The organism is Diaphorobacter sp. ED-3 (assembly GCF_027625375.1).
GTDB classification, from domain to species: Bacteria; Pseudomonadota; Gammaproteobacteria; order Burkholderiales; family Burkholderiaceae_C; genus Diaphorobacter; species Diaphorobacter nitroreducens.
Map to the genome: position 1 here is coordinate 1,035,254 of NZ_CP115182.1, position 14,984 is coordinate 1,050,237.

16 protein-coding genes are annotated in these 14,984 nt (G+C 68.8%); 12 read left to right on the forward strand and 4 right to left on the reverse strand.

Annotated elements, in window-relative coordinates; all coding sequences use genetic code 11:
* Positions 1–31: 31 nt before the first annotated feature.
* The 11 genes from PCQ86_RS05045 (at position 32) to PCQ86_RS05095 (ending at position 9,699) form a co-directional block, all read left to right on the forward strand.
* Positions 32–304, forward strand: a complete 273-nt coding sequence (locus PCQ86_RS05045; protein ID WP_270175006.1) for an FmdB family zinc ribbon protein — start codon at positions 32–34, stop codon at positions 302–304.
* A 15-nt stretch (positions 305–319) separates the two neighbouring features.
* Positions 320–943, forward strand: coding sequence for a DUF502 domain-containing protein (locus PCQ86_RS05050; protein WP_011804317.1), 624 nt, complete (start codon positions 320–322; stop codon positions 941–943).
* Between the two features lie 92 nt (positions 944–1,035).
* Positions 1,036–2,847: an aspartate--tRNA ligase gene (aspS, locus tag PCQ86_RS05055; RefSeq protein WP_011804318.1), complete on the forward strand. Its 1,812-nt coding sequence runs from the start codon at positions 1,036–1,038 to the stop codon at positions 2,845–2,847.
* Between the two features lie 96 nt (positions 2,848–2,943).
* Positions 2,944–3,747, forward strand: coding sequence for a curli production assembly/transport component CsgG (locus PCQ86_RS05060; RefSeq protein ID WP_088887516.1), 804 nt, complete (start codon positions 2,944–2,946; stop codon positions 3,745–3,747).
* 10 nt (positions 3,748–3,757) lie between these two features.
* Positions 3,758–4,228: a dihydroneopterin triphosphate diphosphatase gene (nudB, locus tag PCQ86_RS05065; protein ID WP_270175007.1), complete on the forward strand. Its 471-nt coding sequence runs from the start codon at positions 3,758–3,760 to the stop codon at positions 4,226–4,228.
* Positions 4,225–4,992 carry an endonuclease/exonuclease/phosphatase family protein gene (locus PCQ86_RS05070; protein ID WP_011804321.1) on the forward strand — a complete coding sequence of 256 codons (768 nt, stop codon included), beginning with the start codon at positions 4,225–4,227 and terminating at the stop codon, positions 4,990–4,992. The genes nudB and PCQ86_RS05070 overlap by 4 nt, the downstream gene beginning before the upstream one ends.
* Before the next feature lie 4 nt (positions 4,993–4,996).
* Positions 4,997–6,226, forward strand: coding sequence for a cardiolipin synthase ClsB (gene clsB / locus PCQ86_RS05075; protein WP_123675071.1), 1,230 nt, complete (start codon positions 4,997–4,999; stop codon positions 6,224–6,226).
* Between the two features lie 127 nt (positions 6,227–6,353).
* Positions 6,354–7,079, forward strand: coding sequence for a GTP cyclohydrolase I (gene folE / locus PCQ86_RS05080; protein WP_011804323.1), 726 nt, complete (start codon positions 6,354–6,356; stop codon positions 7,077–7,079).
* 3 nt (positions 7,080–7,082) lie between these two features.
* The gene (locus PCQ86_RS05085; RefSeq protein WP_011804324.1) at positions 7,083–7,505 is read left to right on the forward strand and encodes a BLUF domain-containing protein; all 423 of its coding nucleotides are present in this window, start codon (positions 7,083–7,085) and stop codon (positions 7,503–7,505) included.
* Positions 7,506–7,725: 220 nt separating this feature from the next.
* Complete coding sequence (locus PCQ86_RS05090) at positions 7,726–8,607, forward strand: EamA family transporter (RefSeq protein ID WP_012655785.1); 882 nt, start codon at positions 7,726–7,728, stop codon at positions 8,605–8,607.
* 273 nt (positions 8,608–8,880) lie between these two features.
* On the forward strand, positions 8,881–9,699 hold the full coding sequence (locus tag PCQ86_RS05095; RefSeq protein ID WP_172206381.1) for a DUF429 domain-containing protein: 819 nt from the start codon (positions 8,881–8,883) through the stop codon (positions 9,697–9,699).
* Here PCQ86_RS05095 and PCQ86_RS05100 read toward each other — a convergent pair.
* Positions 9,689–10,375 carry a hypothetical protein gene (locus tag PCQ86_RS05100; protein ID WP_047349990.1) on the reverse strand — a complete coding sequence of 229 codons (687 nt, stop codon included), beginning with the start codon at positions 10,373–10,375 and terminating at the stop codon, positions 9,689–9,691. The two genes, PCQ86_RS05095 and PCQ86_RS05100, sit on opposite strands and share 11 nt — an antisense overlap.
* Positions 10,376–10,450: 75 nt before the next feature.
* The gene (locus PCQ86_RS05105) at positions 10,451–11,062 is read right to left on the reverse strand and encodes a hypothetical protein (RefSeq protein ID WP_252101204.1); all 612 of its coding nucleotides are present in this window, start codon (positions 11,060–11,062) and stop codon (positions 10,451–10,453) included.
* Between the two features lie 129 nt (positions 11,063–11,191).
* On the opposite strand from PCQ86_RS05105, the gene PCQ86_RS05110 reads away from it, so the two are divergent.
* Positions 11,192–11,848, forward strand: coding sequence for a LysE family translocator (locus PCQ86_RS05110; RefSeq protein WP_011804329.1), 657 nt, complete (start codon positions 11,192–11,194; stop codon positions 11,846–11,848).
* Positions 11,849–11,914: 66 nt separating this feature from the next.
* Here the strand turns inward: PCQ86_RS05110 and PCQ86_RS05115 are convergent, their stop codons facing one another.
* Both PCQ86_RS05115 and PCQ86_RS05120 read right to left on the reverse strand, forming a co-directional pair.
* Positions 11,915–13,318: an amidase gene (locus PCQ86_RS05115; protein WP_270175008.1), complete on the reverse strand. Its 1,404-nt coding sequence runs from the start codon at positions 13,316–13,318 to the stop codon at positions 11,915–11,917.
* A gap of 103 nt (positions 13,319–13,421) precedes the next feature.
* Entirely contained in the window at positions 13,422–14,912 is a 1,491-nt protein-coding gene (locus PCQ86_RS05120) for an ABC transporter substrate-binding protein (RefSeq protein ID WP_011804331.1), read from the reverse strand.
* Positions 14,913–14,984 lie beyond the last annotated feature (72 nt).

Below are 14,984 nucleotides of genomic sequence, written 5' to 3' on the forward strand. Positions count from 1 at the left end.
AGGTTTTGCACATTCTTCGCACTTCTTCGTAATGCCTATTTACGCCTATCGATGCGGTTCCTGCGGCCATGCCAAGGACGTGCTGCAAAAAATCTCCGACGCGCCGCTCACCGTCTGCCCGTCCTGCGGTGCGCCGGCTTTTTCCAAGCAGCTGACGGCCGCGGGCTTTCAACTCAAGGGCACGGGTTGGTATGCCACCGATTTCAGCGGCCGTGCCAGTGCGCCTGCTGCGGCATCGGATGCTCCTAAAACAGAAGCTGCCAGCGCTGCTCCAGCAAGCGCTACGGCCAATTCTGACTCCTAACCTCGGATAACTCGCATGGCTGCCTTGCGCAAGTGGCTGTTCACGGGTCTGCTGGTCATCGTGCCCGGCGTCATCACCGCATGGGTGTTGAGCTGGATCGTGAGCACCCTGGATCAGACCCTCGCCATCCTGCCGGGCTCCTGGCAGCCAGACAAACTGCTGGGCTTTCACATCCCCGGCTTCGGGGTGCTGCTCACGCTCAGCATCCTGCTGGTGGTGGGGGCCTTGGCGAGCAACTTCGCGGGGCGCAAGCTGGTGGAGTGGGGCGACCGTCTGGTCAGCCGCATTCCCGTGGTGCGTTCGATCTACTCCAGTGTCAAGCAGGTTTCCGACACGCTGTTCTCTGAAAGCGGCAACGCCTTTCGCACCGCCGTGCTGGTGCAGTGGCCGCGCGAGGGGGTGTGGACGGTGGCCTTCATCACCGGCGCGCCCAGCGGCGAGGTGGCGGCTTACCTGCGTGACGAGTATGTGAGCGTCTACGTGCCCACCACGCCCAATCCCACGGGCGGGTACTTCGTGCTCATGCGCAGGAGCGACTGCATCGAGCTGGACATGAGCATCGATGCGGCCCTCAAGTACATTGTGTCGATGGGGGTGGTGTCGCCACCCGACCCCGTTGCCACGGAACCCGCTCCATAAGAAAACCGTCGTCGCCCGCCCGTGCCTGTGCGCCGAGTGGGTGGAAAGAACAACCATCGTCGCGTCCCACGAGGACGCAGGAAGACTGATCCATGGCCATGCGCTCCCACTACTGCGGTCTTGTGACCGAAGCCCTCCTGGGCCAAACCGTCACCCTGTCGGGCTGGGTGAACCGTCGCCGCGACCATGGCGGCGTGATCTTTATCGACCTGCGCGACCGCGAAGGCTATGTGCAGGTGGTCTGCGACCCTGACCGTCCCGAGATGTTCAAGGTGGCCGAGGACGTCCGCAACGAGTTCTGCGTGCAGGTCAAGGGTTTGGTGCGCGCGCGCCCCGAAGGCACGACCAACGACAGCCTCAAGAGCGGCAAGATCGAGGTGCTGTGCCAGGAGCTCAACGTCCTGAACCCGTCCGTGACGCCGCCCTTCCAGATGGACGACGACAACCTGTCGGAAACCACGCGCCTCACGCACCGCGTGATGGACCTGCGCCGCCCGTACATGCAGCGCAACATGATGCTGCGCTACAAGACGGCCATCCAGGTGCGCAACTTCCTGGACAAGGAAGGCTTCATCGACATCGAAACACCCATGCTGGGCAAGAGCACGCCCGAGGGGGCGCGCGACTACCTCGTGCCCAGCCGCGTGCACGACGGCCAGTTCTTCGCGCTGCCCCAGTCGCCCCAGCTCTACAAGCAGATGCTGATGGTGGCCGGCTACGACCGCTACTACCAGATCACCAAGTGCTTCCGCGACGAGGATCTGCGCGCCGACCGCCAGCCCGAGTTCACGCAGATCGACTGCGAGACCTCGTTCCTGAATGAGGAAGAGATCCGCGCCATCTTCCAGCGCATGATCAAGGAAGTGTTCCAGCAGCAACTGGGCGTGGACCTGGGTGAATTCCCCACCATGACCTACCAGGAAGCAGCGCACCGCTTCGGCTCCGACAAGCCTGACCTGCGCGTGAAGCTCGAATTCACCGAGCTGACCGATGTCATGAAGGACGTGGACTTCAAGGTCTTCTCCGGCGCCGCCAACATGAAGGGCGGCCGTGTGGTGGCCCTGCGCGTGCCCGGTGGCGCCCGTGAAGAGGGCGGCCTGTCGCGCGGCGAGATCGACGGCTATACCGAGTTCGTGAAGATCTACGGCGCCAAGGGTCTGGCTTACATCAAGGTCAACGACAAGGCCAAGGGCCGTGACGGCCTGCAGTCGCCCATCGTCAAGAACATCCATGACGCCGCACTGGCCGAAGTGCTCCAGCGCACGGGCGCGCAGGACGGCGACCTGCTGTTCTTTGGCGCCGACAAGGAAAAGATCGTCAACGACGCCATCGGCGCACTGCGCCTGAAGGTCGGCCACAGCGAATTCGGCAAGAAGAACGGTCTGTTCGAGAACCGCTGGGCGCCGCTGTGGGTGGTGGACTTTCCCATGTTCGAGCATGACGAGGAAGAAGACCGCTGGGTGGCCGTGCACCACCCCTTCACGTCGCCGAAGGACGGCCATGAGAACCTCATGGACACCGACCCCGGCAAGTGCATTGCGAAGGCCTACGACATGGTGCTGAACGGCTGGGAGCTGGGCGGCGGCTCGGTGCGTATCCACCGCGCCGATGTGCAGGCCAAGGTGTTTGCGGCGCTCAATATTGGCCCGGAAGACCAGCGCGCCAAGTTCGGCTACCTGCTGGACGCGTTGCAGTACGGCGCGCCTCCGCACGGCGGCCTGGCCTTCGGCCTGGACCGCCTGATCACGCTGATGACAGGAGCCGAGTCCATCCGCGACGTGATCGCCTTCCCCAAGACCCAGCGCGCCCAGGATCTGCTGACCCAGGCCCCTTCGCCTGTGGACGAAAAGCAGCTGCGCGAACTGCACATCCGCCTGCGCAACCCGCTGCCTGCAGCCCACTGAGGGGCGCGCGGGCTCCGACACCTAAGCGGCAGGCGCGTTCACGTGCCTGCCGTTTTTGTTTGCCATAACGTGTCCACAAGCTCTTGGAGGGAGACCATGCGCATGCTGTTTCGACGGCTGTCCCATACCGGTTTGCTGCTGTGCGTGGCGCTGGGGGTATCGGCTTGCGGCGAGAAGAAAACCGAGCTGGGCGAAGGCGGTTCGGTGGTCACTGGCTCGGCCGGGCCCCAGGGCCCGCGCAACGCCGCGCGCGAGCTGCTGCGCTGCGACAGCCCCGTGGCCACCGTGGCGCTGGCCGAGAGTCCCCACGGCTATGCCACGGGTGGTTACAACCTGCCCACCTCGCCCGTGCCGCTGATCAAGCTCATGGTGCAACAAAGCGGCTGCTTTCGCGTGATGGATCGTGGCGCGGGGCTGCGTGGTACGGTACAGGAGAGCGAGTTGCGTGAATCCGGCGTGCTGCGCCCCAACTCAACCGTGGCCAAGGGGCGCGGCTATGAGGCGCAGTACACGCTCACTCCCAGCCTGACCTTCAGCGAAAGCGATGCCGGGCGCGGCCTGGCGGGCATCATGGGCATGATTCCGGTGCTGCGCGACCTGGCCGGCCTGATCGGCCTGGCCGAGCAGGTGAAGTTCAAGGAGGCGCAGACGGCGCTACTGCTGTCGGACAACGAAACCACCGAACAGGTGGCTGCCGCCACGGGCGCGGCCCGCACCACCGATCTGGGCATCGGCGGCATCATGATCGGGCGGCTGGGGGGCGCATCCGGGGCAGGTTGGAGCAACACCAACGAAGCGAAGGTGGTTGCCGCCGCCTTCTTGGATACGCACAACGCCCTGGTGGAGCAGGTGCGGGCGCTGCAAGCCAAGCCCCTGCCGCCGCCGGTGCCGAGCCGCTAGCGCAGCGCGCATGCAAAGGGACGGCGCCATGTACAAAATTCCCGAATCCGTGCTGGTGGTGGTGCATACGCCTGCGCTGGACGTGCTGCTGCTGCGCCGTGCCGACTCGGCCGAAGATTTCTGGCAATCGGTCACCGGCAGCAAGGATTTTGCGGGCGAGGACTGGGCCGTCACCGCCGCGCGCGAGGCGGCGGAGGAAACCGGCATCCAGGCCGCCGCTGCGTGCTGCGCGCTGCGCGACTGGGGCATGGAGAACATCTACAGCATCTACCCGCAATGGCGGCACCGCTACGCGCCGGGTGTCTGCCTGAATACCGAGCGTGTCTTCGGCCTGTGCGTGCCGGCGCAGACGCCAGTGGCCTTGAATCCGCGCGAACACACGGCATATGCTTGGATGGGCTGGCGCGAAGCCGCAGACCGCTGCTACTCGCCTTCCAATGCCGAGGCCATACTCTGGCTGCCACGATTCGTTGGACGATGACCGCAACACCGATCGAACTGCCTGCCGAGCATTCCGGCATCCTGCGCGTAGCGACCTATAACATCCACAAGGGTGTGCAGGGGCTGGGCCCCGCGCGCCGGCTGGAGATCCACAATCTGGGCCTGGCGGTCGAGCAGCTCGATGCAGACATCGTCTGTCTGCAGGAGGTGCGCAGGATGAACCGCAAGGAGGCCAGCTACTTCGAGCGTTGGCCCCATGTGCCGCAGGCCGAGTACCTGGCCCCCGAAGGTTACGAAGCCATCTACCGCACCAATGCCTTCACGCGCCACGGAGAGCACGGCAACGCGCTGCTCACGCGCTGGCCGGTGATCGGCCACCAGCACGAGGACATCTCCGACCATCGCTTCGAGCAGCGCGGCCTGCTGCATGTGGAAGTGGAGATACAGGGCCGCCGGGTGCATGCCATCGTGGTGCACCTGGGCCTGGTGCCCGGCAGCCGCATCCGCCAGGTGGCGCAGCTGCAGCGCTTCATCGCGCGCGAGGTGCCCGAGGATGCCCCGCTGGTCGTTGCGGGTGACTTCAACGACTGGGGGCTGCAGATCAAGCGCATGCTTGCGGGCTTCGGGCTCTTCGAGTACGACGATGCGCCCCAGGCCTTCACCTACCCCGCCCGCCTGCCCATGGTGCAGCTGGACCATGTGTACGTGCGGGGCCTCACCCCGCTGGGGCTGCAGGTGCCACGTGGGCGGATCTGGTGGCGCATGTCGGACCATTTGCCGCTGATCGCAGAGTTCAAGCTCTGACTCCATGGTCGCCCCCACGCGCGCGCACGCTACCGGCCGAGACCACCAGATCCAGCTGCTGCAGGGCACGCAGGAGTTGTTCCCGGCGCTGATCGCCGAGATGGATGCGGCGCTGTCCGATATCCAGTTCGAGACCTACATCTTTGACTGCACTGGCGCGGGCGCCGACGTGGCCGAGGCGCTGATGCGCGCAGCCCGGCGCGGCGTGCGCGTGCACCTGGCGCTGGACGGCGTGGGCACGGGGCGGCTGCCCGAGCCTTGGCGCACCCGCATGGTGCAGGCCGGCGTGCACGTGCAGGTGTATTCGCCGCTCGGCCCGCTGGGCCTGCTGCTGCCGATGCGCTGGCGCCGGCTGCACCGCAAGCTGTGCGTGGTGGATGGCTGCGTGCTGTTCTGCGGCGGCATCAACGTGCTGGACGACTTCCACGACCCCAACCACGGCGCGCTCACCGCGCCGCGCTTTGACTTTGCCGTGCGCGCCGAGGGCAGCCTGGTGCAGCAGGCCAGCGAGACCATGGAGCAACTGTGGTGGCGCATGCGCGCGGTGCGCGACGTGCGCCAGCGCCGCCTGTCGCTGGCGCTGGCCGACCTGCGCGCCGCCAGCGCCGCACGCCTGGCGGCGCGGCGCGCCGAGAGCCGTGCGCGGGGCATGCGCGCCGAGCTGGTGCTGCGCGACAACGTGCGCAACCGTGCACGCATCGAGCGCGCCTACCTGCGCGCCATTGCCCGCGCGCGGCATGAGGTCATCATCGCCAACGCCTACTTCGTGCCCGGTGGCAAGCTGCGCCGCGCGCTGGTGCTGGCGGCGCGGCGCGGCGTGCGCGTACAGCTGCTGCTGCAGGGGCGGTACGAATACTTCATGCAATACCACGCAGCGCGGCCGGTGTACGGCACGCTGCTGGCGGCGGGCGTGGAGATTCATGAATACGCGCCCAGCTTCCTGCACGCCAAGGTGGCGGTGATCGACGCGGACAGCCGCCGCGCCTGGGCCACGGTGGGCTCGTCCAACCTGGACCCGCTGTCGCTGCTGCTGGCGCGCGAGGCCAATGTGATCGTGCGCGACGCCCCCTTTGCCCAGGACCTGCGCAAGCGGCTGCGCCACGCCATGGCCCACGAGGGCCGCCGGCTTGACCCGCAGCGCTACGCCGAACGCCCCTGGCGCGAGCGCGCGCTGGACCGCATCGCCTTCGGCATCATGCGCGCGGCCCTGTGGGTGACGGGCAACCGCTACTGAATGCCGCGCCCCTGCCGGTGGGAAAATATTGCTATTGTTTCGATAGCTGCTGGCGCTTGTCCCATAAGCGCTAGAGGCATAAAAGGCTTATAAAGCCTGGATCGGCATTCGCTGGTACCATGCCGCCATGTCTTCAGAACCCCCAGCACCCCTGAGCGGCGCCGCGCCCGACGAGGGTACGCCCGTCTCCGTCAAGATTCGCGAACGGCTGAACGCGGCGCGCCGGCGCTTCCATGCCAACGACAACATCGCGGAGTTCATCCAGCCCGGCGAGCTGGAGCGCCTGCTGGACGAGGTCGAGGCCAAGATGCAGGGCGTCCTCGACAGCATGGTGATCGACACAGCGGGCGACCACAACACGCAGGCCACGGCGCGCCGGGTGGCCAAGATGTACCTCAACGAGGTCTTCAAGGGCCGCTACGTGCAGCCGCCGGCGATCACCGAGTTTCCCAACGCCGAGCACCTGAACGAGCTGATGATCGTCGGCCCCGTCACCGTGCGCAGCGCCTGCAGCCACCACTTCTGCCCGGTGATCGGCAAGATCTGGATCGGCGTGCTGCCCAACGAGCACACCAACGTGATCGGTCTGTCCAAGTACGCGCGCCTCGTGGACTGGGTCATGGGGCGTCCCCAGATCCAGGAGGAGGCCGTGGTGCAGCTGGCCGACCTCATCATGGAAAAGACCCAGCCCGACGGGCTGGCCATCGTCATGGAGGCCAGCCACTTCTGTATGTCCTGGCGCGGTGTGCGCGAGATGGACAGCAAGATGATCAACTCGGTGATGCGCGGGGTGTTCCTCACCAACCCCACGCTGCGCCGCGAATTCCTGGCCCTCATTCCCCGAAGGAGCTGACCCATGCTGGTCCGTCTTCTCTACGTCAGCCGCGCCGTCGATACCTCGTCCGAGGCCATCGAGGCCATCCTCACCCAGTCGCGCCAGCACAACCCCGCCAGTGGCATCACGGGCGTGCTGTGCTACGGCGGCGGCATCTTCCTGCAGGCCATCGAAGGCGGGCGCTCGGCCGTCAGCGACCTGTACGGCCACATCCAGCGCGACCCGCGCCACAAGGACGTGGAATTGCTGGCCTTCGAGGAAATCACCGAGCGCCGCTTTGGCGGCTGGACCATGGGCCAGGTCAACCTGACCAAGCTCAACCACTCCATCGTGCTCAAGTATTCCGAGCGGCCCGAGTTCGACCCCTATGCAGCCTCGGGCAAGGTGTCGTTCGCGCTGCTCGAAGAACTCATGGCCACGGCCAGCATCATCGGCCGGGCCTGAGGGTGGGCCGCCCCCTGAGCGGCTTGCGCCGCTGTCCCCGACTCCCGCGCGACGTGCGGGACGGGGGCGCCGTCAGTATGGCGGGGCGGTGGGGCCGGTCCAGGCGCTTGCCGGGCGGCTCCCGTCTGGCGCATGCCGGTGCCGCCGTGGCGCACTGATGCCGCCGACCACCTCCTGAACGCCGCAGCCGGCCGCGAGGCGCTGCGGCGGCGGGCCCTTCATGTCGCTCAACGCCTTCGCACTCATCCTCCTCGCCGGCCTGATCCACGCCGGCTGGAACATCGCCGCCAAGAAGGCCGGCGGCGATGCGCGTTTCGCCTTCTTCACCTCGGTGCTCATGATGCTGGTGTGGGCACCGCTGGGCTGGTGGCTTGGGCGCGACGCCGTGCCGCTGTGGGGCGCGCGCGAGTGGGCCATCGTGGCCCTGAGCGGCGTGCTGCACGTGCTGTACTACGTGATCCTGCTGCGCGGCTACCGCAAGGCCGACCTCACCGTGGTCTACCCCCTGGCGCGGGGCACGGGGCCGCTGCTGACCGCGCTGGTGGCCGTCACGCTGCTGGGCGAGCGGCTGTCCGCCTGGGGCGTGCTGGGCATCGTGGCGGTGGTGGGCGGCGTCTTCCTGATTGCGGGCGGCCCCGGGCTGTTGCGCGCGGCGCACGACCCCCAGGCGCGCCTGCGGGTGCGCGCGGGCCTGCGCTACGGCGTGCTGACCGGCATCTTCATCGCCAGCTATACCGTGGTGGACGGCTACGCCGTCAAGGCCATGCTGCTGTCGCCCGTGCTGGTGGACTACATGGGCAACTTCGTGCGCGTGGCAGTGCTCGCCCCCGTGGCCCTGCGCAACCGCGCCGAGACGGCGCGCCTGTGGGCCGGGCAGTGGCGCTTTGCGCTGCTGGTGGCCGTGGTGAGCCCGATCGCCTACGTGCTGGTGCTGTTTGCCATGCAGGAGGCGCCCATGGCCCACGTGGCGCCGGCGCGCGAGGTCTCCATGCTGTTCGCGGCGCTCATCGGCGGGCACCTGCTGGACGAGGGCGACCGCGCCGCGCGCCTGGCGGGGGCGCTGCTGATTGCCGCCGGCGTGGTGGCGCTGGCGCTGGGCTAGGGACTGTTCACACTGTTTTTGCCAGATGCGTTGCGATCAAAAGGGGCCAGGCGCAAGGCGCCAAACGAAGCTGGGGTGTGACCCCGGCGCGGCTTGGCACCGCCGCGAATGTCCCGTTTTGATCGCAACCCGAGGGGGCCGGAGTGAGAACCGCGCTACGCGTCGTTGCCCTCCTAGCCAAGGCCCCGGCCTTGGCGTCGTCACGCGCCTAGATTGGCGCGGTTTTCACGCCCTTCGCACTGGCAAAAATAGTGTGAACAGGCTCTGGCTGCAATGCTGCTGGTAGGGTGCGATTTTTCCAGCAGTCCCAGCCGGCGCAAGCCCATCGTGCTGGCGCTGGGCGCGCTGCAAGGCGGCAGCGTGGTGCTGCAAGACCTGCAGCCGCTGGATACGCTCGCCGCCTTCGGCCGATGGCTGGCCGCGCCGCGCGCGTGGGTGGGCGGCTTCGATCTGCCCTTCGGCCTGCCCCGCGAACTGCTCACCGGACTCGGCTGGCCGCTCGAATGGGCGAGCAGCATCGCGCACTACCGCGGCCTCACGCGCGCGCAAGTGCGTGAAACCTTTGCCGCGTTCTGCGCCGCGCGCCCTGCCGGCGCCAAGCTGGCCCACCGCGCCACGGACCGTCCCGCGGGCTCCAGCCCGTCGATGAAATGGGTGAACCCACCCGTGGCCTACATGCTGCATGCGGGCGTGCCGCTGCTGCTGGAGGCCGGCGTGCACCTGCCTGGCCTGCATGCCGGGGACCCGCGGCGCGTGGCGCTGGAGGCCTACCCCGGCCTGCTGGCGCGCGAGCTGATCGGGCGGCGCAGCTACAAGAGCGACGCGCGTGCGCGCCAGACGGCCGACCGGCACGCGGCGCGCACGGAACTGCTGCGCCGCCTGGAGTGCGGCGACACCCGCCTGGGCCTGCGCCTGACAGTGGATGCCGCGCAGCGCGCGGCACTGCTGGACGACGGCAGCGGCGACCGCCTGGATGCGGTGCTGTGCCTGCTGCAGGCTGCATGGGCATGGCGCTGCCGGCAGCAGGGCGACCTGCGCTACGGCCTGCCGCCCGACATGGACCCGCTGGAGGGCTGGATCGTCACGGCGTAACGTCTGGTCGTGCAGGTGCCGCGTCCAGCTCCACCCAGCCTGCGCCGCATTGCACATGCGCGCCGCCATGCCGCGCCAGGCAGAGCAGCGCAGCGGCATCCAGTGGCGGGACTGGCTGGGACGCGAATGCCGCCAGGCCGGCGTCCGCCTGTCCGTCCGCCTGCACCCGCAGGCCGCTGCGGCCTTGCACGGCCTGCAGCGTGATGCGTGCGGGAGGCGGGGAGCCCGCTTCCGCCAGGTGATAGAGGGCGCCCAGCAGCAGGCACAGGGTGGTGTGTGCCGCGACGGGCGTCTCGGGCAACGGGCCGGGCGCTTGCAGGTCGGTGCCGCGCATGGCCAGCAGCGGCCGGGCCAGCTGAACCGTCTGGGCGGCCACGGCCGCCAGGGGCTGAGCGCTGTCCTGCGCGGGCAGGTCCCAATGGCGCAGGCGCTTGGCACTGTCGGCCAGGCGGGTCAGGTGGCCTTCGAACTGCTCCACCCGCTCCACTGCCTGTGCGGGCGGCAACTCGCCCGTACCGAGCCGGCGTTTGAGCACGGTGGCCGCCATGCGCATGGCCGACAGCGGCCCCGCCAGGTCGTGCCGCACGGCGGGCATGGTGCGCGCAAGGATGGCGCTTTGCACGCCCAGCGCCATCCAGGCCTGGACGGGATCGTTGTCGGTGGGGAGGGTATTCATGGGCTGGCTGATTGGAACCGGGCGCCGGCGCCGGCAGGGTAGGACGGGGGCGCGAGTTGCCGCGCCCGCCGCGCTTCAGCGCGCTGGGCCGGTCAGGGCGAGGTAGGCGGCGCGCGTTTCCGGCGAAACCGCAGCCACCAGCTGGGCGTGCGGCGTCTGGTGGCGCGCCAGCGTGCGGGCCGATGCCACGGTCTTGGACTTGCAGAACCAGTGGCAGGTGTGCTGCATCAGCAGCAGCTCGGCCGTCATGGTGAAGGCCTTGTCGCGCGGCGACAGGCCGGCGTCGTTGCGCGCCACGCGGGCGATGCCGCGCGCGTGCACGTCAATGGCCTCGCGCATGTCGAAGGTGGCGGCGGGCAGCAACTGCGTGGCAAACGGCAGGCCCAGCGCCAGGCGGCTCGCGCGCGCCAGCGGTGCGGGCACGCGGCGGAAGTCCGCCGCAAAGCGCTCAAACTGTTCGCTCAACTGTGCCTCGCTGCTGGCCAGCAGGTTCAGCACCTGCTGGCGGCGCTCGGGATCCTGTTCGCCCATGGCGCGCAGGTAGCCCTGGGTCAGTGTCTCCATGAGCCGTTCGATCTGGTAGGGCTGCAGATGCTGCGCCAGCAGCACGATGCGCCGGCGCTGCTGCTGGGTGTTGAGCATGTAGGCGCCGGTGGCCGCGAGGGCCACCACGAATAAAAGGTCCATGGCAGACAAGTCCGTGAAAAGCGGGCGAAACCGTCGATTGTCGTGCCTGCGCACGCGGGCGCCGTGTGCGCGGTGCAGAATGGTGCGCCGCCGCTCCGGCGGTTCTCTGTCCCACCCTCAGACCGTCCCATGCCTTCGATCGAAACCCTTGTCGCGTTCTTTGGTGTTTCCGTGCTGCTGGCGCTCACGCCGGGGCCCGACAACCTGTTCGTGCTGCTGCAGTCGGCCCAGCGCGGCTGGCGCGCGGGCATGTGCGTGGTGCTGGGGCTGTGCCTGGGGCTGGTGGGGCACACCACGGCCGTGGCGCTGGGACTGGCGGCCGTGTTTGCCGCGTCGGCCGTGGCGTTCACGGTGCTCAAGTTCTGCGGCGCCGCCTATTTGGCCTATCTGGCCTGGGGGGCGTTGCGGGCGCCGGCCAGCGTGCCCGAGGAGGCGCCCGCCACGGGCGCGGCGATGGCGCCGGGCGCCCGCGTGCCCGGTGGTGCACTGCGCATGGTGGGGCGCGGTGTGGTGATGAACCTGACCAACCCCAAGGTGCTGATCTTCTTCCTGGCCTTCCTGCCGCAGTTTGCCGACCCCGCGCGCGGCGGCATGGCGCGGCAGATCCTGGTGCTGGGGGTGGTGTTCATGCTGGCCACGTTCCTGGTGTTCGGGGCCATCGCATGCTTCAGCGGGGCGTTCGGCGCGCTGCTGCAGCGCTCGGCGCGCGCGCAGCGCATGCTCAACCGCGTGGCGGGCCTGGTGTTCCTGGGCCTGGCCGTGCGGCTGGCCACAGCCGAGCGCTGATACTTCACTTTTTATAGCTGCTAGCGCTTGTCTATCAAGCGCTGGAGGCCATTTTGGCTTGTGCCTTCAAGGTGCGGGCGGCGCGGGCCAGGGCCGCTGCGCGCCGCGCAACTGCTCGAAGGCGTGGGCCAGTTGCAGTACGCCCAGGTCGTCAAAGCGCTGTCCGGCAATCTGCAGCCCGATGGGCAGGCCGCTGGCGCTGTAGCCGCAGTTGACCGACGCGGCCGGCTGCTCCGACATGTTGAACGGCACGGTGAAGGCAATGTGCTCCAGCGGCCGCAGCGGGTCGTCGGTGGGCGAGGGCAGCTCGGCCGCGAAGGCGGTGATGGGCGCCACGGGCGAAAGCACGTAGTCGTACCCCGCGCAGGCGCGCACCGTGGCTACGCGCGTGGCGTGGAACTGCTGGCTGGCCTCGTACACCTGGGCCGCGTTGAGCGTGGCGGCGCTATCCGCCCAGGCGCGGATGTAGGGCAGCACCTTGGCCCGCTGCTCGACGGTGAGCGTGCGCATGTCCATGTGCGAGCGCATGCGCCAGAAGTGGTCCATGCCGTCCAGCATGGCGCGCGTGAGGAACGGCTCCATGGGCTCGACGATGGCGCCCGCGTCGGCCAGGCGCTGCGCGGCGGCCTGCACGGCGGCGCGCACCTCGGGATCGGTAGCCAGGCCGCAGCCCGCGTCCAGCAGCAGCCCCAGGCGCAGGCCGCGCAGGCGCTGCGTGCCGGGCGCGAGCCGCAGCCAGTCGATGGGCTGTGCTGGCAGGCTCATGCTGTCGCGCGCGTCGGGCTGCGACAGCACCTGCATCATCAGCGCGGCGTCCTCCACGCCGCGCGTCATGGGGCCGGCCGCGCGGCCGGTGTAGGGCGGATCGATGGGAATGCGGCCCAGGCTGGGCTTGAGCGTGAAGATGCCGCACCAGCTGGCCGGCAGGCGCAGCGAGCCGCCGATGTCCGTGCCCACGTGCAGCGGCCCGTAGCCCGCCGCCGCCGCCGCGCCCGCACCGGCGCTGGAGCCGCCCGGGCCCTTGGACAGGTCCCAGGGGTTGCGCGCCAGCGGATGAAAGCTCGACAGCCCCGAGGACAGCATGCCGTAGTCGGGCATGGTGGTCTTGGCCAGCAGCACCGCGCCTGCCTCGCGCAGACGGGCTGCAGGCGGTGCGTCGGCCGCGGCGGGCACCAGGGGGAGCGCCGCGGTGCCCAGCGGTGTGGGATCGCCCTGTGTAGCGATGTTGTCCTTGAGGGTGACCGGCACGCCGTCCAGCGGGCCGCAGGGGGCGCCGCGCAGCCAGCGGGCCTCGCTCTGGCGGGCCTGGGCCAGCGCAGCCTCGGGGCGCAGCAGGTAGGTGGCCTGCAGGTGGGGCTCCCACCGCGCGACGTGGCTGAGCACGTCGAGCAACGCGTCTACCGGAGAGATCTGGCGGCTGCGGTAGCCGGCGAGCAGTTCGCTGGCGGACAGCTCGTGCAATTGCGTCATGGCGATCCTTGTGTCATCGCGGAGGCGGTGTGGAGAGAACGGCTGTTCCACCCGGGCGGAAGTGGCCGTGCCGAGGGGGCTGGCGCTACCGCGCGCCAGCTCCTTATGCCCAGTGCAATGCCGACAGGTCGTTGACGAACACCGGCATGTCCTTCCACAGACCGCGCAATTGCTTGTGGGCCACGGTGACCCATTGCGGCTGGTACAGGAAGGCGTGCACTGCGTCCTCGGCCAGCAGGCGCTGCGCGTCGCCCAGAAGGCGGGCGCGGTCGGCCGGGCGGGTGGCGGTCTTGATCTGCTCGTACAGCTGGTCGAATTTTTCCGAGTGGTAGCCCCAGTAGTAGTCCGGCTTGGCGAAATTGCCCAGGTCGAAAGGCTCCACGTGCGAGATCAGCGTCAGGTCGTAGTTCTTGTTGCCGTAGGTGCCGCTGAGCCATTGGGCCCACTCTACGTTCTGCAGCTTGGCAACGATGCCCACCTTGGCGAGCTGTGAGGCAATCAGCTCGCCGCCCTGGCGTGCGTAGGGCGCCGGCGGCAGCGTCATGGTGAGGGTGAGGGGTGTCTTCACGCCGGCCTCGGCCAGCAGGCGCTTGGCCTTCTCCACGTCATGCGGATTGATGCCCGTGGTGTCCACGTAGCCGAAGGCGCCGGGCACGTAGTGACTGCCGATGGGCACGCCCAGGCCGTCGGCCGCGCCCTGGATGATGGCCTTGCGGTCGATCGCGGCGGCGATGGCGCGGCGCACGCGCACGTCGTTCAAGGGCTTGCGCGCGTTGTTGATCGCGAGGATGGTCTTGGCGCGCGAGCCGCTCACCACTACCTGAAAGCGCGGGTTGTTCTTGAACTGCGCCATGCTGCGCGGCGTGACGCGCGGGAAGGCGTCCACGTCGCCCGCCAGCAGCGCGGCTACCTGCGCCGCCGCATCGGGAATGAAGCGGAACGTGGCGCGGCGGATGCGGATGCTGGACGGCTGGCGCCACCCCGGCCATGCGGCCAGCGTGATGGAGGCGCCGCGGCTCCAGCCGGCGAGCTTGTAGGGCCCCGTGCCCACAGGCTTGGTGGCGTTGGTGGCGGCGCTCTTGGGTTCCACGATGATGGCCGTGGCCTGGCCCAGCACGAACAGCAGGTCGGGGTCGATGTCCTTGTTGAGCACCACCACGGTGTACTCGTCCACCGCCTGCGTGCTCAGGTTGGCAAAGCTGCGCTTGTCCTTGTTGGTGCTCTTGTCGCCGCCCGCGCGGTCGAAGGAGAACTTCACGGCCGCGGCATTGAGCGGCTCGCCGTTGTGAAACGTGACGCCCTTGCGCAGGCGGAAGGTGTAGGTCTTGAGGTCGGGTGAGACCTCCCAGCTCTCGGCCAGCAGCGGCGAGACGCTGCCGTCCGGGTTGATCTTGGTGAGCGTCTCGTAAATGTTGTAGAGCGTGACCTCGGCAATCGAGGACGCCGCGCCGGCCGTGGGGTCCAGCCCCGGCGGCTCCAGGGCGAGGGCCAGGGTCACGGCGTCCTTCTTGCCTTGCGCCAGCGCGTGCAGCGGCGTGGCCAGCGCGGCGGTGGCCAGGGCGCCGGAGGCGAGGGCGGTACGGCGGGTGAACATGGGCGGGATCTCCTTGGACGGGTGGAATGCGTGCGGCGGGTTGTGCTCTGCTTTTTACTACAGGGCGCGGCC